This is a genomic window from Pseudomonas sp. PVC-3-1, from assembly GCF_057444315.1.
In genome coordinates this window covers 511,907-529,248 of record NZ_CM172023.1, presented here as the reverse complement: position 1 = coordinate 529,248, position 17,342 = coordinate 511,907, and the positions used below count along the sequence as shown (strand labels likewise).

Below are 17,342 nucleotides of genomic sequence, written 5' to 3'. Positions count from 1 at the left end.
GAGTGGTCCGGCAAGCTTAGCGGCTTTGGCTCCCCTGGCGCTGTCACAGGTCAAGGGGGCATTTTTTCAGATCAGGCCGCAGGTCAGGCAGGGGCGTTCTCGGCCAGCCAGCCCTCCAGCAGCAGGGCGGCGGCCAGGGCGTCCACCGGGCGTTCGCGGTAGCCGCCCGTCTGGCCCTGGGCCAGGCGCTCGCCCTTGGCGGCATAGGTGGTCAGGCGTTCGTCGTGAGTGTGCACTGGCAGGTTGTAGCGGCCGTGCAGGCGGCGGGCGAACTTCTCGGCGCGTTCGCTCATGTCGCTGGGGGTGCCGTCCATGTTCAGCGGCAGGCCGACGACGATGGCGTCGGGTTGCCATTCCTTGATCAGCGCTTCCACACGGTTCCAGTCCGGCACGCCGTTCTGTGCCTTGAGCACGCAGAGTTCGCGGGCCTGGCCGGTGATGGCCTGGCCGACGGCGACGCCGATCTGCTTGGTGCCGTAGTCGAAGCCCAGGAGCAGGCGCAGGGGTTTGCTGTTGCTCATTCAGGCGTGCCCGGCCTGGGCGGTGAGCAGGCTGAGGTTGACCCCCAGGCGCTCGGCGGCTGCCGAGAGGCGCTGCTCGGCCGGTACCTCGAAGAGCACCGCCAGGTCGGCGGGGCAGGTCAGCCAGGCGTTGTCGGCCAGTTCGGCTTCCAGTTGACCTGCTTCCCAACCCGCGTAGCCGAGGGTGATCAGGTGCTGCGCCGGACCGCTGCCGTCGGAGATGGCGAACAGCACGTCCTGGGAGGTGGACAGCGACAGTTCGCCCAATTCCAGGGTGGCCTGGTAGCTGCGGCCGGCGGGGTGCAGGACAAAGCCGCGGTCAGTCTGTACCGGCCCACCGGTATAGATGGTCACGCCCTGGCAGCGCACCGGCGGTAGTTCGTCCGGGCGCAGCTGCTCGAGCACGTCGGCGAGGCTCAGGCCGCTGGGGCGGTTGATGATGAGACCCATGGCGCCCTGCTCGTTGTGTTCCACGAGGTAGGTGACAGTCTGGGCAAAGTTGGAGTCCGCCATGTGCGGCATGGCGATCAGGAAGTGGTGCTTGAGGTAGCTGGCGGCTGTGCTTTTCATGCCGGCTAGTTTCAGGCCTGGGGGCCAAAGGGACAAGACTTGAAAGCGCCAGCAGACATTACCGGCGCCCAGGCTCAGTTGCTGGACAGGCGGTCGCCGCGCTCGAAGCGCCAGGTGCGGATGATTTCCAGGCGGTCGATGTCGTTCAGGTCGCCCGAGAAGGGCGCGAAGGGCGCGGCCAGACGCACGATACGCTGGGCGGCCTGGTCCAGCGTGGGCTGGCCGGAGGATTCAAGCACCTGCACTTCATACAGGGAGCCGTCGCGGTTGATTGACACCAGCAGGCGCAGGCTGCCGTAGATGCGCTGGCGGCGGGCTTCGTCCGGGTAGTTGAGGTTGCCGATGCGCTCGATCTTCTTGCGCCATTCCTCTTTGTACCAGGCGCCTTTGTCGCGCATGGTCGAGGCGGCGCTCAGGCGATGGATGCGCGGGCGCTTGGCGTAGGCCTGCTGTTCGCGGGCGAGGTCGGCTTCGAGGCTGGAGATTTCCGCCGAGAGCTGGCTGGAGTCGAACTGCGGCGCGGGCTTGGCAACGGTCTCGGCCTTGGGCGTCTGCTGCTTGGTCTGCACCTTGTCCGGGCGCGGAGTGCGGGTGGCGACGGCGGCCTTGGGCGCTTCCGGGCTCTTGGCCTGGCGCGGGGTGGCCGGCGGGGCGACTTTCTTGACTTCGGTGTCCTGGAAGGGCGCCTGCTCGGTGGTCTTGGGGACTGCCTTGTGTTCCAGGGTGCCGCTGCCCTGCTGGTTCATCTGGGCAAGGTAATCGGCTTTCTCCGGCGCCTTGTCGCTCTTGAAGCTGGCCAGGGTGATTTCCAGCGTCTTGCTCAACTGGCTGGGGCTGGGCATGGTGAAGCCCACCCCCAGCAGCACGGCCACGTGCAGGATGGCCGCAACGAACAGGGTGAAACCCAGACGGTCCGCCGGACGTACGCCGGAGGACACGGGGAAGTCTTGGTGGGTTGCAGCGTTCATTGCGGGTCGCATGGGCCAGGGTGGGGCCGAAGTCTGCCGACGAGGCTTATAAAAGTCTATGACGCACTGCGCGCCTTGAGCTTTTCGTCGATGACTGCCATCAGTCTCTCACCGATGCGCGTGTCGTAGGCCGCATCGATCTCGCGGATGCAGGTCGGGCTGGTGACGTTGATCTCGGTGAGGTTCTCGCCGATCACGTCCAGGCCGACGAACAGCAGGCCGCGCTTGCGCAGTTCCGGACCGACTTGCGCGGCAATCCAGCGGTCGCGCTCGGTCAGCGGCTGGGCCACGCCACGGCCACCGGCAGCCAGGTTGCCACGGGTTTCGCCCTGGGCAGGAATGCGCGCCAGGCAGTATTCCACCGGCTCGCCGTCGATCATCAGGATGCGTTTGTCGCCGTCCTTGATGGCCGGCAGGTAGCGCTGCGCCATGACCTGCTCCTGGCCGTGACGGGTCAGGGTCTCGAGGATCACCGAGAGGTTCGGGTCGCCTTCGCGGTGGCGGAAGATCATCGATCCGCCCATGCCATCCAGGGGTTTGAGAATGATGTCACGATGCTGTGATGCAAACTCGCGCAGAATGTCGGACCGACGGCTCACCACCGTTGGCGGCGCACACTGAGGGAACAGCGTGGCGAAGTACTTCTCGTTGCAGTCACGCAGGCTCTGCGGCTTGTTGACCACAAGCGTGCCTGCGGTTTCAGCCTGTTCCAGCAGGTAGGTGGAGTAGACGAACTCGTTGTCGAAGGGCGGGTCCTTGCGCATCAGGATCACGTCCAGGTCCGACAGCGGCTGGTCGACTTCCTCTTCGAGCTCGAACCAGTGGGCCGGATCGTAGAACACCTTGAGCGGACGCATGCGACCGCGGGCGACGTTCTCCTTCTGGTAAAGGTCCTGCTGCTCCATATAGAAAAGCTGCCAGCCACGGGCCTGGGCAGCCAGCAGCATGGCCAGGGAGCTGTCCTTCTTGAAACTGATCTGCGCGATGGGGTCCATCACGATCCCGAGGCGTACGCTCATGGGATGTCCTCCTGGGGGGATTCGTCGGCTTGGGGCTGCGACTCTGGGCCGCGCCGCAAAGGCTGAAAATGGACGCTCAGGGTGGCGCTGGATGTGCGCTCGGTCAAGGAAAAAGCCTGCGCGTTCGGGGTCTTATGGCCTGAATTTGCTGGGCGTGGTAAAGATTCTGACGATTGTGGTAAAAGGTTCCCACGATTGGGTCGCAGCCCGACGGTGGCAGGGCGCTAGCGCACTGATATAAAAAGCGGAAAAAACGACTCACCGAGATGGTAAGGGCGAACATGGAACAGCATTCCGACGGTTTGAAAGTAATGGTGATCGACGATTCCAAGACGATTCGTCGCACGGCTGAAACCCTGCTGAAGAAAGTCGGCTGCGATGTCATCACAGCCATCGACGGCTTCGACGCGCTGGCCAAGATCGCCGATACCCATCCGAGCATCATCTTCGTCGACATCATGATGCCGCGCCTGGATGGCTATCAGACCTGCGCCCTGATCAAGAACAATAGTGCCTTCAAATCCACGCCGGTGATCATGCTGTCCTCCAAGGACGGTCTGTTCGACAAGGCCAAGGGTCGCATCGTCGGTTCCGATCAGTACCTCACCAAGCCCTTCAGCAAGGAAGAACTGCTCGGCGCGATCAAGACCCATGTGCCCGACTTCACCCCGGTGGAGCACGCTTCCTGAAGTCCGGCGCAAGCGCCGGTGACGCCTATTCCGTATGGGGACCACAATGGCTCGAATTCTGATTGTTGATGACTCGCCGACCGAGATGTACAAGCTGACCGCGATGCTGGAAAAGCACTCGCACCAGGTACTCAAGGCCGAAAACGGCGCCGATGGCGTGGCCCTGGCTCGCCAGGAGAAGCCGGACGTCGTCCTGATGGACATCGTCATGCCCGGCCTGAACGGCTTCCAGGCGACCCGTCAGCTGTCCAAGGACCCGGAAACCAGCGCGATTCCGGTGATCATCGTCACCACCAAGGATCAGGAGACCGACAAGGTCTGGGGCAAGCGCCAGGGCGCTCGCGATTACCTGACCAAGCCGGTGGACGAAGAGACACTGCTCAAGACCATCAATTCGGTGCTGGCCGGCTGATACAGCCGTACCTGCACGACCAGAACATAATTATTAGAGAAGGCCAGGGCCGGCATGGCGGAAGTCCAGAGTCCTTTCGAGGTTCTCGTCCAGATCGATCAGCGCTGTCGGCAGCTGGCCGCGGGTCTGCCCGCCCAGCGCGAGGTGGTGCAGAGCTGGAACGGCATCGGCTTTCGTATGGCTGGGCGCCTGTTCGTGGCGCCCATGGGGGAGGTCGGCGAGGTTCTTCACGAGCCGCGCTACACACTGCTGCCCGGAGTCCGTGACTGGGTGAAGGGGGTCGCCAACGTGCGCGGCCGCCTGCTGCCGATCATGGACCTGTGCGGTTTCCTCGGCGCCGAGCTTTCGCCTCTGCGCAAGCAACGGCGCGTGCTCGTCGTGGAACACCAGGAAGTCTTCGCCGGCCTCATCGTCGATGAGGTATTCGGCATGCAGCACTTCCCGGTGGACACCTTCTCCGAGCAGCTGCCGCCGCTGGAAGCGGTCCTGCAACCCTTTATCCATGGCGTCTTCCACCGGGAGCAACCCTGGCTCGTGTTCAGCCCGCATGCGCTGGCTCAGCACCCGGGGTTCCTGGATGTCGCCAGCTAGAGTTTGACCGGTTGGGCCGGCATTGCCGGCCCTTGTTGTGACATGGAATTCGTAATCGTGGTGGGTCCAGGCGGGGGCCGAATATGAAAAATATAAAGGCAGGCAGTCTTTTTTCGGGTGCGCGCAGCAGCTCGCTGATCCTCGGACTCTTCGTGGTCCTGATCGTGGCGTTTGTGCTGTTGTTCGCCAACTTCGCTTACCTGAACAAGCAGGCGGACCACGACAAGCAGTACATCGGCCACGCCGGCGAACTGCGCGTGCTGTCCCAGCGTATCGCCAAGAACGCCACGGAAGCCGCGGCGGGCAAGGCGGAGGCGTTCAAGCTGCTCAAAGAAGCGCGCAACGACTTCGAAAAGCGCTGGAACATCCTGACCAAGGGTGACGAGAGCACCGGCCTGCCGCCGAGCCCGGATTCGGTACAACCGCAGATGGCGGAAGTACAGAAGGACTGGGACACCCTGCGCAAGAACGCCGACTCCATCCTCTCCAGCGAACAGACCGTACTGTCCCTGCACCAGGTGGCCGCGACCCTCGCCGAGACCATCCCGCAGCTGCAGGTGGAGTACGAAGAGGTCGTCGACATCCTGCTGGAAAACGGCGCCCCGGCCGACCAGGTTGCGGTAGCCCAGCGCCAGTCGCTGCTCGCCGAACGTATCCTCGGCTCGGTGAACAAGGTGCTCGCCGGTGACGAGAACTCCGTGCAGGCCGCCGACAGCTTCGGTCGTGACGCCAGCCTCTTCGGTCGCGTACTCAAGGGCATGAAGGAAGGCAATGCGGCGATGAGCATCTCCAAGGTGACCAACGCCGAAGCGGTGGACCGCCTCAACGAGATTGCCGAGCTCTTCGAATTCGTTTCCGGCTCGGTGGACGAGATCCTCGAGACCTCCCCGGAACTGTTCCAGGTTCGTGAAGCCGCCAACACCATCTTCGGCGGTTCGCAGACCCTGCTGGACAAAGCGTCCAACCTCGCCAACGGCTTCGAGAACCTGGCCGAAGGCCGCGTGTTCAACCAGGTCGCCAGCGCCGCACTGGGTATCATCGCCCTGGGCGCGATCATCCTTATCGGTCTGGTGATGGTGCGTGAAGCCAAGCGCAGCCTGGCCGAGACCAACGAGAAGAACGAACGTAACCAGGCGGCGATTCTGCGACTGCTCGACGAAATCGCCGACCTTGCCGACGGTGACCTGACGGTAGCCGCGACCGTGACCGAGGACTTCACCGGTGCGATCGCGGACTCCATCAACTACTCCATCGACCAGCTCCGCGAGCTGGTGGAAACCATCAACCTGACAGCCGTGCAGGTGGCCGCCGCCGCCCAGGAAACCCAGGCCACCGCTATGCACCTGGCCGAGGCTTCCGAGCACCAGGCCCAGGAAATCGCCGGCGCCTCCGCCGCGATCAACGAAATGGCCGTGTCCATTGACCAGGTATCGGCGAACGCCTCCGAGTCCTCGGCGGTAGCGGAACGTTCCGTAGCCATCGCCAACAAGGGCAACGAAGTGGTGCACAACACCATCACCGGCATGGACAACATCCGTGAGCAGATCCAGGACACCTCGAAGCGGATCAAACGCCTCGGTGAATCGTCCCAGGAGATCGGTGACATCGTAAGCCTCATTAACGACATTGCCGACCAGACCAACATCCTCGCACTGAACGCCGCGATCCAGGCGTCCATGGCGGGCGACGCTGGCCGCGGCTTCGCCGTGGTAGCGGACGAAGTACAGCGCCTGGCGGAACGTTCCTCCGCTGCGACCAAGCAGATCGAGGCGCTGGTGAAGACCATTCAGACCGACACCAACGAAGCGGTGATCTCGATGGAACAGACCACCTCCGAGGTGGTGCGCGGTGCCCGCCTGGCGCAGGACGCCGGTGTGTCCCTGGAAGAGATCGAGAAGGTATCCAAGACCCTGGCAGCGTTGATCCAGAACATCTCCAACGCCGCCCGTCAGCAGGCCTCCTCCGCCGGCCACATTTCCAACACCATGAACGTGATCCAGGAGATCACCTCGCAGACTTCCGCCGGTACCACCGCTACTGCACGCAGCATTGGTAACCTGGCCAAGATGGCCGGCGAGATGCGTCACTCCGTATCCGGCTTCAAACTGCCGGACACCGCCGAACAGGCCTGAGCAGAGGAGGTGCGCTGCTCTTCACCGGGTAGCGCATGACAGTCTTGAGCGAGGGGCGCGACATGCAGGCAAGTGGCGTCTGGTCGTTGCAGCCGTTGGCCGACATGTCGGCCGCGGACTTCCGCGACTGGCAGGCACTGTTGGAAGACCGGACCGGTGTCGTCGTCAACGAACAACGCCGCGCCTTCCTGCAGACCAGCCTGGGCGCGCGGATGCGCGAACTGGGCATCGCCGACTACGGCACCTACTACCGACAGGTCACCGATGGCCCGCGCGGCGCCGTCGAGTGGTCGAACCTGCTGGACCGCCTCACCGTTCAGGAAACCCGTTTCTTTCGTCACAAGGCATCGTTCGATGTGCTGGAGAGCTACCTGCGCCAGCGCCTCGCCGAGGTCGGCCCGAGCCGTCCGCTGGCCTTGTGGAGTGTCGGCTGTTCCAGCGGCGAGGAGCCTTACTCCCTCGCCATGGTGGCCGCCAAGGTACTGGAAGATGCAGGTCTTGCGCCGCTGTACGGCGTGACCGGCACCGACATCAGCCTCAATGCCCTGAACCGGGCGCGCGAGGCGAGCTATGCGGCACGCAAGCTTGCGGATATCGACCCGGAACTGGCCACGCGCTACTTCAGCGCGCAGGATGACGGTCGATACCGTGTGATACCCGATCTCGCCGGGCGCGTCTGTTGCGCTCGGCTGAATGTGCTGGAACTGGCCAAGGCGCCAATGTCCGGCATGGACGTGATTTTTTGCCAGAACCTGCTGATCTATTTCCGCCGCTGGCGGCGGCGGGAAATCCTCAATCGCCTGGCCGAGCGCCTGGCGCCTGGGGGACTGCTGGTGATCGGAGTGGGTGAGGTCGCCGATTGGCACCACCCGCTGCTCGAACCGGTCGCCGATGAGCGCGTTCTGGCCTTTACCCGGAAGGGATGACACAGACACATGAGTGGAGTGGCTATGGGTGATCGGCACGATTATGTCGCCCTGGAATGGGTAAAAGGCGAGATTGCCGAAACGCTCAAGCAGGCGCGGCAAGCCCTCGAATCCTACGTCGAGAATCCCCAGGACCCGACGCGGATGGGCTTTTGCCTGGCCTATATCCACCAGGTGCGCGGCACTCTGCAGATGGTGGAGTTCTACGGCGCGGCCCTGCTCGCCGAAGAAATGGAGTACCTGACCCAGGCACTGATCGACGGCAAGACTTCCAGCCAGAGCGAAGCGCTGGAAGTACTGATGCAGGCCATCCTGCAGCTGCCGGCGTATCTCGAGCGCATCCAGAGCGCCCGCCGCGACCTGCCGATGGTCGTGCTGCCGCTGCTCAACGACCTGCGCACCGCTCGCGGCGAGAAGCTGCTGTCGGAAACCAGCCTGTTCTCCCCCGACCTGTCCCAGTCCTCACCGGTCCTGCCGGTGGATGCCCTGGCGCGCCTGCGCACCGCCGAACTGCCGGCGCTGCTGCGCAAGCTGCGGCAGATGCTGCAGGTTGCCCTGGTCGGCGTCATCCGCAACCAGGACCTGCCGACCAACCTGGGCTACCTGGCGCGCGTCTTCGCCCGCCTCGAATCCCTGTGCAAGGACGCCCCGCTGGGTCGCCTGTGGGTGATCGCCTCGGCGATGATCGAAGGCCTGGCCAACGGCAGCATCGCCAATGGCACCTCGGTACGTAACCTGCTGCGCCAGGTCGACCGCGAGTTCAAGCGCCTGGTCGACCAGGGCGCCGACGCCATGAACCAGCCGGCGCCGGACGAACTGATCAAGAACCTGCTGTTCTATGTGGCCAAGGCCTCCGACCAGTCGCCGCGCGTGCGTGCGGTGAAGGACGAGTACCGCCTCGACGACGCCCTGCCGGGCGCCGCGCTGGTGGACGAAGAGCGCGCCCGCCTTGCCGGCCCGGACCGTGACGCCATGCGCTCGGTCGTCGGTGCGCTGTGCGAGGAACTGGTGCGGGTCAAGGACAGCCTCGACCTTTTCGTGCGCAGCGACCGCAGCGGCGTGAGCGAGCTGGGCAGCCTGCTGGCACCGCTCAAGCAGATCGCCGACACTCTCGCCGTGCTGGGCTTTGGCCAGCCGCGCAAGGTCATCCTCGACCAGATCGACGTGGTCAGCGCGCTCGCCCATGGCCAGCGCCAGCCCAACGACGCCACCCTGATGGACGTCGCTGGCGCGCTGCTGTATGTCGAGGCGACTCTGGCCGGCATGGTCGGTCCGAGCGAAGAGCCGGGCAGCGAAGAGAATGTTCTGCCGACCACGGATGTCGAGCAGATCCACCAGGTGGTGATCAAGGAAGCGCGCAACGGCCTGGAACTGGCCAAGGACGCGATCATCGAGTTCATCGCCTCGCAGTGGAACCACGAGCACCTGGCCCGCGTGCCAGAGCTGCTGACGCAGGTGCGCGGCGGACTGGCGATGATCTCCCAGGAACGTGCGGCGAAACTGCTGGAAAACTGCAACCGCTACATCCAGGAACAACTGCTGGTGCGCCAGGCCGTGCCGGACTGGCACAGCCTGGACACCCTGGCCGACGCCATCACCAGCGTCGAGTATTACCTCGAGCGCCTGTCCGAAGACCACAACACCCAGGGCGACATGATCCTCGATGTGGCCGAGGAGAGCCTGGACAGCCTGGGCTACTCGCTCAAGCCGCGTCCGTCGATTCTCGATGCCGAGCCGGAAGCTCACGCACCGGCACCGCTGCCTGCACCTTTGGATAATCCGCTGGACGAGATCGACGTGCTCGCCGCACAGCCGCTGGCCGAGCCGAGCGAGGCGGTGCCGGTGGAAGACGTACCGGAACTGGTCGCGCCGGTGGAAATCGCCGACAGCTTCGAGCCGATGAGCTTCGAAGCGGCTCCGTTCGAAGAGCCTGCTCAGCTTGCCCCGACAGAGGCGTTGGCCGAAAGCGCGGAGAGCTTCACCTTCGAACCCCTGGAGCCGATTGTCGAACCCGCGGCCACGACAGAGCCCGAGCTGCTGGCGGACATCGACCTGTCCGCCGAGCCCGCCGCCGAGCTGGAAGGTCAGCCCGCTGGCGAAGCCGAGTCGAGCTTCACCTTCGAACCCCTGGAACTGGACACCGACCTGCACGCCGCCGAGCCCGTCGCAGAATCGCACGCCTGGACCCAGGACGAGGTCGAACCCTTGGCCGCCGCGCCGCTCTCGGCCGAATTGCCAGAGCCGACCGCCACCCTGGAGCCGGAAAGCCTCAGCTGGGATATCGAGCTGGAGCCGGCTGCACCGATTTCAGACACCACCCTGGCCGACGAAGGCTGGTCGCTGGACGACAGCCACAAGGCCGACAGCATCGCGTTCAGCTTCGAAACGCTGGAAGAGGCTCCCGCGCAACCGCTGGCCGATGAACTGAGCTGGAGCCTGGACGACGCCGCTCCGCTCGCCGAGACGCCGCGTTTCGACGAAACGGCCCGGCTTGAGCCCGCCGCTGCCGAGCAGACCTGGGAATCCCTGGATCTGTCCGCCACCCCGGGCGAAGCCCCGGCTAGCCCGGAACTGCTCGAAGACTTCGCCAGCCTGCCGTCGCTGGAGGCCACACCGGCCCCGGTGGACGAACTGACCTGGGACATGGAGTCGCTCACTCCGGCCGGCGAGAAGCCTGCCGAGGAAGACTGGTTCAGCATCGACCTGAGCCAGCCGGCTGCCGAATCGCCGGCACCTTCCCTGCAACTGGACGAAAGCTTCGCCAGCCTGGAAACACTGGAACCTGCGCCCCTGGAATCCCTGGACGACCTGAGCTTCGATGCCCAGCCGGCCAGCGATGCGCCGTCCACAGCCGAAGCCTCGCTGGTCAGCGATGACAACTGGACGCTGGGCGAATTGAGCGAACCGACCGCGCTGGACGCCGGCGTCGACCTCAGTCTCGACGCGCCGCTGGAGCTGGAGGCGCTGGAACCGCTGGTCGAGCCGCAGACGCCCGCTGTCCAGGCCGAGGCCTGGAGCGACGAGAACATCGCCGACCTGGACCTGCCGGAAGTCGAGCTGCCCAGCCCGCCGGTAGAGCCCGAGCCGGTTGCCGAGGCGCCGGCCAAGCCGCTGTCCCTGGCCGAAGTCATGGCCGCTCCGGTATCGGCGATCAACCCGCCGGCCCAGGACGTGCCGCCCAGCCTGCTGCCACCGCCCGCCGACGAAGAACCGATCGACGAAGAGCTGCGCGAAGTCTTCATCGAAGAAGCCGGCGAAGTGCTGGAAACCATCGGCGAGCACTTGCCGACCTGGCTGGCCAACACCGACGACCGCGACTCGCTGACCGAAATCCGCCGCGCCTTCCACACCCTCAAGGGCAGTGGCCGGATGGTCCGCGCGCTGGTGATCGGCGAGCTGGCCTGGTCCATCGAAAACCTGCTCAACCGCGTGCTCGACCGCAGCATTGCCGCCTCGCCTGCCGTGCTGCAGGTGGTTCAGGACGTGGTTGCGCTGATGCCCGAACTGGTCGAGGAGTACGCCGCCAGCGCCCAGCGCCAGCGCGACGACGTCGACCGCCTGGCCGCTACCGCACACGCTCTGGCCAAAGGTCAGCCGGTGCCGCCGCCCGGTGGCGGCCTGCCGGAGTCGGCACCGCAGGTCGAGGACATCACTCCCGAACTGGCGGATGTCGAGGAAATCGCTGCGCAGGCTGCCAACGAAGGCCTCGACGAGAGCCTTGACCCGCAGTTGCTGGAGATCTTCCGCAACGAAGCCGAAGCCCACCTGGAAACCCTGGTCGGCTTCCTCGCCGACTGCGCGCAGCAGCTGCCGCAGCCGGTGACCGACGACCTGCAGCGCGCCCTGCACACGCTCAAGGGCAGCGCGCACATGGCCGGCATCCTGCCGATCGCCGAAATCGCCACGCCGCTGGAGCGGCTGGTGAAGGAATTCAAGACCAACCTGCTGCAGGTCGACCTGCGCGAAGCCGAGCTGCTGCACGCCGCCGAAGGCCTGTTCCGCGTCGGTCTCGACCAGCTCGTCGAAGGCCGCCCGTTGGCGCCCATCGAGGGTAGCCCGGAGCTGCTGGCGCGCATCGCGCAGATACACCAGGAGCGCCTGGAAGCCGCCGAAGCCAAGCGTCGCGGTGAAAGCGGCGAGGGCAGCGGCAACGACCCGCACCTGATCGGCATGTTCCTCGCCGAGGGCATGGACATCCTGCTCGACGCCGAGGACCTGCTGCGCCGCTGGCGCGAGCACCCGCAGGAGCGCCAGGAGCTGGGCGCCCTCTACGACGAACTGGAAACCCTCAGCCGTGGCGCGCAGATGGCCGAGCTGCCGCAGATGGCGGAACTCGCGGACGCGCTGCTGGCGGTCTATGGCGCCGTGCGCCAGGGCCACCTGGAAACCGGCGATGCCTTCTTCTCCGCTGCCGAGGCTGCCCACGAGGCGCTGATCGGCATGATGGACCAGGTGGCTGCGGCCCTGCAGGTCAGCGCCCGCCCGGAACAGGTCGAAGCGCTGCATCGTTTGCTTGATGCGCCGGTAGCCGTTGCTGCGGATGAAGCGCAGGACGCGGAAATCGAGTTCGTCGACCTGGAAAGCCTGACTGCCGACGACTTCCCGGCCGAAGACGAGGAGTTCCTCCTCGACAGTCGCCCGGTGGACGATGACAACCTGCCCGACGGCCTCAGCTGGTCGCCGCGCAATGACAGCGACGGTGCTCCCCGCGGCGCCGCCGACGATGACGACGATGACGTCATCACCGCCGAAACCCCGCACGCCCACTCCGCCCCGCAACAGCCGCCGCGAGCGCTGGACGAGGAGATGGTGGCGATCTTCCTCGAAGAGGCAGTCGACATCCTCGACAACGCCGGCCAGGCGCTGGACCAGTGGCTGGCCTCGCCCGAAGGCCTCGCCGCGCTCTCGACCCTGCAACGCGACCTGCATACCCTCAAGGGCGGCGCGCGCATGGCGGAAATCCGCGAAATCGGCGACCTGTCCCATGAACTCGAATCGCTCTACGAAGGCCTGCTGGACCATCGTTTCCAGCACAGCCGGCCGCTGGGCGACTTGCTGCGCACCTGCCATGACCGCCTGGCGACCCAGCTCGACCAGTTGCAGGCCGGCCAGGTACTGACCGACCCGGCGGACCTGGTGCAGACCATTCGCACCTTCCGCCAGAACCCCGCTGCCGGTCTGAACGTCCCGCAAGCCCTGGCCGCGCAGCCGCAACAGGATGCCGTGGCGGAGCAGGACGAGGCTATCGAGCTGCCATCGATCGTCGAGGATGACATCGAGCTGGAGCTGCCCTCCGAGGCGGCACCGCAGGGCGAAATCGCGCAAGAGATCCAACTGGCCGAACCTGAGGCTGTCGATTTCGCCAGCGTCGATCTTGAAGGTATCGACGTTGAAGCCGTCGACCTGGGAGGCATTGACCTCGACGGCGTCGACCATGCAGCCAGCGATACCGCAAGCCTGGAAGATGTAGCGGCCGAGCCGGACTCCGCGCCCGAAGAAATCGACCTGCAGGCTTTCCTCGAAGAGGCCGAAGCGGAGATCGCCGAACTGCCGCAGGTTGAGCCGGAAGCTGTCGAATCGGCCGCTTCCGCCGCCGCGCCTGCCCCTGAAGCAACGGGCGTGCAGGACAGCGAGTACGAACTGGACGAAGACCGCGACCAGGAACTGGTGGAAATCTTCCTCGAAGAAGGTTTCGACATCCTCGAAAGCTCCTCCGGCGCTCTGCACCGCTGGATGGAAAACCCTGATAACAGCGTCGAGCTGGAAGCGCTGCAACGCGACCTGCACACCCTCAAGGGCGGTGCGCGGATGGCCGAGATTCGCCCCATCGGCGACCTGGCTCACGAACTGGAATTCCTCTACGAAGGCCTCTGCGGCGGGCGCCTGCGCGCCAGCCCGACGCTCTTCGAATTGCTGCAGCGTTGCCACGACCGTCTCGCGGAGATGCTCGAAGCCGTCCAACAGCATCGCCGGGTGCCGGGAGGTGAATCGCTGATCGATGCGATCCACCGATTTCGTGCCAACCCCGAAGAACAGCTGAGCATCCCCAGCAGCGTCAGCCTGCACGCGATCAGCTCCTCCCATGCCGCGTCCGAGGGCCCGGAAGCCGACATCCTGGATATCTTCCTGGAAGAGGCCGACGACCTGCTCGAAGGCATGGAGCAGGCCCTGGGCCGCTGGGACGCCGAGCGCGAGAACGGCGCACTGGACGAACTGCTGCGCATCCTCCACACCCTCAAGGGCGGTGCGCGCCTGGCCGGCCAGTCCAGCCTCGGCGACCTGGCCCACGACCTGGAGCAGCACCTGGGCGAAGCCCAGCAGCAGGGCGCACCCTGGCCGGAAAGCCTGCTGATGGACGTGCAGTCCGGCTTCGAAGGCCTGCAGGCCGAGGTCGACCAGCTGCGCCTGCACCTGGGCGAAGTCGAGAGTGCAGAAAGCCAGCAGGAAGACGTTGCCGATGAGTTGATTACCGAACAGCCGGCCCCGGTGAACCTGCCGGCGTTGCCGGAAGCCATCATGGCCGCCGCCGTGCCGCAGCGCATCGATGCCCCGGTGGTTCTGCCCTTCGTCCGCCGTGCCCAGGAGGCCGCCCAGGAGGCCGCCGCACGCCGCGCGCCGCAGGAACTGGTGAAGGTGCCCGCGCAACTGCTCGAAGGCCTGGTCAACCTTGCCGGTGAGACCTCGATCTTCCGGGGTCGCGTCGAGCAGCAGGTGAGCGACGTTGGTTCGACCCTGGGCGAGATGGACGCCACCATCGAGCGGGTGCGCGACCAGCTGCGCCGCCTGGATACCGAAACCCAGGCGCAGATTCTCTCGCGCCACCAGGCCGACGCCGAACGTGCCGGCTACGAAGACTTCGACCCGCTGGAAATGGACCGCTACTCGCAGCTGCAGCAGCTCTCCCGCGCGCTGTTCGAGTCCGCTTCCGACTTGTTCGACCTCAAGGAAACCCTCGCCGCCAAGAACCGCGACGCCGAGACCCTGCTGCTGCAACAGGCGCGGGTCAACACCGAGCTGCAGGAAGGCCTGATGCGTACCCGCATGGTGCCCTTCGATCGCCTGGTACCGCGCCTGCGCCGGATCGTCCGCCAGGTGGCGAGTGAGCTGGGCAAGCAGGTCGAGTTCGTGGTCAGCAACGCCGAAGGCGAGATGGACCGCACCGTGCTCGAACGCATCGTCGCGCCGCTGGAGCACATGCTGCGCAACGCGGTCGACCACGGCATCGAGTCCGGCGAAGCGCGCCGCATCGCCGGCAAGCCGGAACAGGGCACCATCCGCCTGACGCTGGGCCGCGAGGGTGGCGACATCCTCCTGACCCTGGCCGACGATGGCGCCGGCATCCGCCTGGAAGCCGTTCGCCGCAAGGCTATCGAACGTGGCCTGATGACCGACGACAGCGAGCTGAACGACCACGAGGTGCTGCAGTTCATCCTCGAGGCCGGCTTCAGCACCGCCGAGAAGGTCACGCAGATTTCCGGCCGTGGCGTGGGCATGGACGTAGTGAACTCCGAGGTGAAACAGCTCGGCGGTTCCATGAGCATCCACTCCAGCGTCGGCGAAGGCACGAAGTTCGATATCCGCCTGCCGTTCACCGTGTCGGTGAACCGCGCGCTGATGGTGCTCTCCGGCGAGGACCTGTACGCCCTGCCGCTGAACACCATCGAAGGTATCGTGCGGGTCTCCCCGTACGAGCTGGAAGCCCTCTACGACCAGGCGGCCGCCGACGAGACCGGCGCCGCGCCGAGCTTTGAGTACGCCGGCCAGAGCTATGAACTGAAGTACCTGGGCGACCTGCTCAACAACGGCCAGCATCCCAAGCTGGTCGGCCAGTCGCTGCCGTTGCCGGTGATTCTGGTGCGCTCGGCGGACCACGCCGTGGCAGTGCAGGTGGACGCCCTGGCCGGCTCGCGTGAGATCGTGGTGAAGAGCCTCGGCGCGCAGTTCGCCGGCGTCAGCGGCATCTCCGGCGCGACCATTCTCGGTGACGGTCGCGTGGTGGTGATTCTCGACCTGCTGGCGACCATCCGCGTGCTCCACGCCCAGCTCATCCAGCACGCGCCGCGCCGGCAGCTGGCGGGCCCGAGCGTGGCGGAAATCGAGCACCAGCGCCCGACCCTGGTCATGGTGGTGGACGACTCGGTCACCGTGCGCAAGGTCACCAGCCGTCTGCTGGAGCGCAACGGCATGAACGTGCTCACCGCCAAGGACGGGGTGGACGCCATCGCCCAGCTGCAGGAGCACAAGCCCGACATCATGCTGCTGGACATCGAGATGCCGCGCATGGACGGCTTCGAAGTGGCCACCCTGGTGCGCCACGATGAACAGCTGAAGGACCTGCCGATCATCATGATCACCTCCCGTACCGGCGAGAAGCACCGCGACCGTGCCCTGGCCATCGGCGTCAACCAGTACCTGGGCAAGCCGTACCAGGAATCGGAGCTGCTGGAGAACATCCACAAGCTGGTGAAGGCCTATGTCTGAGCAGAGCACGCCACGGATCGCGGTGATCGCCGACACCTCGCTGCAGCGCCACGTGCTGGCCCAGGCCCTGGCGGGCCATGGCTACCAGGTGGTGCTCAACGCTGATCCGGCGCGCCTTGAGAGCGACCAGTTGGACGCTTGCGAGACCGACCTGTGGCTGGTCGACCTGGCGCAGCAGGAAGACTCACCGCTGGTGGACAACCTGCTGGAGCAGTCGCGGGTGCCCGTGCTGTTCGGCGAAGGCCACGCGCCGGAGCGGCATTCCGAACATTATCCGCGTTGGGAGCGACGGCTGGTGTCCAAGCTGCGCAAGCTGGTGGGCGACCCCAGCGCCGGCGTCGGCCGCAGCCTGGCTGCGCTGCTCGACGAAGCCCAGCGCCCGAGCCGCGTGGCGCTGCCCGATGACCTCGCGGCATCCCCGCTCAAAGCCGGTGAACCGGCGGCACAGGTCTGGCTGCTGGCCGCCTCGCTGGGTGGCCCTGCCGCGGTGAAGACCTTCCTCGATGCGTTGCCCGGTGGGCTGCCGGTAGGCTTCCTGTATGCCCAGCACATCGATCCTTCCTTCGAGGCGAACCTGCCGCAAGCGGTCGGTCGCCACAGCCAGTGGCACGTCAACACCGTGCGCGACGGCGATCCGGTGCGTTGCGGCGAAGTCGTGGTCGTGCCGATCGCTCGCGAGCTGGGTTTCGACGCCTCGGCGCGCATGCGCGTGGAGGATCGCAGCTGGCCGGAACCCTACAGCCCGTCCATCGACCAGATGATGCTCAACCTCGCCCAGCAGTACGGCGATCGTTGCGGTGTGATCGTATTCAGCGGCATGTGCAGTGACGGCAGTGCCGCGGCGGCCTATGTGCGTCGCCAGGGCGCGCCGATCTGGACCCAGCGCGCCGACAGCTGCGCCTGCTCCAGCATGCCCGACAGCCTCCGCGAAGGCGGTTACAGCACCCTCTCCGGCGACCCGCGCGAACTCGCGGCGGCGCTGGTCAATCACCTTGCCGAACAATGCGTCGGCGTAGTCACCCAGTGAGATAAG

Annotated in this window: 11 protein-coding genes; 7 read left to right on the top strand and 4 right to left on the bottom strand. The window is 65.7% G+C overall.

Features of this window, described 5'->3' with window-relative positions:
• Positions 1-83: 83 nt before the first annotated feature.
• The 4 genes from ruvX to gshB all read right to left on the bottom strand — a co-directional run bounded on the left by ruvX (position 84) and on the right by gshB (position 3,078).
• Entirely contained in the window at positions 84-521 is a 438-nt protein-coding gene (ruvX, locus tag AC2T4A_RS02550; RefSeq protein WP_478378309.1) for a Holliday junction resolvase RuvX, read from the bottom strand.
• Positions 522-1,091 carry a YqgE/AlgH family protein gene (locus tag AC2T4A_RS02545; RefSeq protein ID WP_486742664.1) on the bottom strand — a complete coding sequence of 190 codons (570 nt, stop codon included), beginning with the start codon at positions 1,089-1,091 and terminating at the stop codon, positions 522-524. It lies immediately after the preceding gene.
• Positions 1,092-1,165: 74 nt separating this feature from the next.
• A complete protein-coding gene (locus tag AC2T4A_RS02540) occupies positions 1,166-2,059 on the bottom strand; it encodes an energy transducer TonB (protein WP_486742663.1) in 894 nt (297 codons plus the stop codon).
• Between the two features lie 56 nt (positions 2,060-2,115).
• Positions 2,116-3,078, bottom strand: coding sequence for a glutathione synthase (gene gshB / locus AC2T4A_RS02535; protein ID WP_236172733.1), 963 nt, complete (start codon positions 3,076-3,078; stop codon positions 2,116-2,118).
• A gap of 281 nt (positions 3,079-3,359) precedes the next feature.
• Between gshB and pilG the strand changes: the two genes are divergently transcribed.
• The 7 genes from pilG (at position 3,360) to AC2T4A_RS02500 (ending at position 17,336) form a co-directional block, all read left to right on the top strand.
• Complete coding sequence (gene pilG / locus AC2T4A_RS02530; RefSeq protein WP_015475142.1) at positions 3,360-3,767, top strand: twitching motility response regulator PilG; 408 nt, start codon at positions 3,360-3,362, stop codon at positions 3,765-3,767.
• 46 nt (positions 3,768-3,813) lie between these two features.
• Positions 3,814-4,179 (top strand): twitching motility response regulator PilH, encoded by a 366-nt coding sequence (pilH, locus tag AC2T4A_RS02525; RefSeq protein WP_024766237.1) that lies wholly within the window; start codon positions 3,814-3,816, stop codon positions 4,177-4,179.
• A gap of 54 nt (positions 4,180-4,233) precedes the next feature.
• Positions 4,234-4,770 (top strand): chemotaxis protein CheW, encoded by a 537-nt coding sequence (locus AC2T4A_RS02520; RefSeq protein ID WP_017520132.1) that lies wholly within the window; start codon positions 4,234-4,236, stop codon positions 4,768-4,770.
• Between the two features lie 83 nt (positions 4,771-4,853).
• Positions 4,854-6,902 (top strand): methyl-accepting chemotaxis protein, encoded by a 2,049-nt coding sequence (locus AC2T4A_RS02515; protein WP_416743546.1) that lies wholly within the window; start codon positions 4,854-4,856, stop codon positions 6,900-6,902.
• 62 nt (positions 6,903-6,964) lie between these two features.
• Positions 6,965-7,828, top strand: a complete 864-nt coding sequence (locus AC2T4A_RS02510) for a protein-glutamate O-methyltransferase (RefSeq protein WP_478378339.1) — start codon at positions 6,965-6,967, stop codon at positions 7,826-7,828.
• A gap of 24 nt (positions 7,829-7,852) precedes the next feature.
• Positions 7,853-16,309: an Hpt domain-containing protein gene (locus AC2T4A_RS02505; protein ID WP_486742662.1), complete on the top strand. Its 8,457-nt coding sequence runs from the start codon at positions 7,853-7,855 to the stop codon at positions 16,307-16,309.
• Positions 16,302-17,336, top strand: coding sequence for a chemotaxis protein CheB (locus AC2T4A_RS02500; protein WP_486742661.1), 1,035 nt, complete (start codon positions 16,302-16,304; stop codon positions 17,334-17,336). The genes AC2T4A_RS02505 and AC2T4A_RS02500 overlap by 8 nt, the downstream gene beginning before the upstream one ends.
• Positions 17,337-17,342 lie beyond the last annotated feature (6 nt).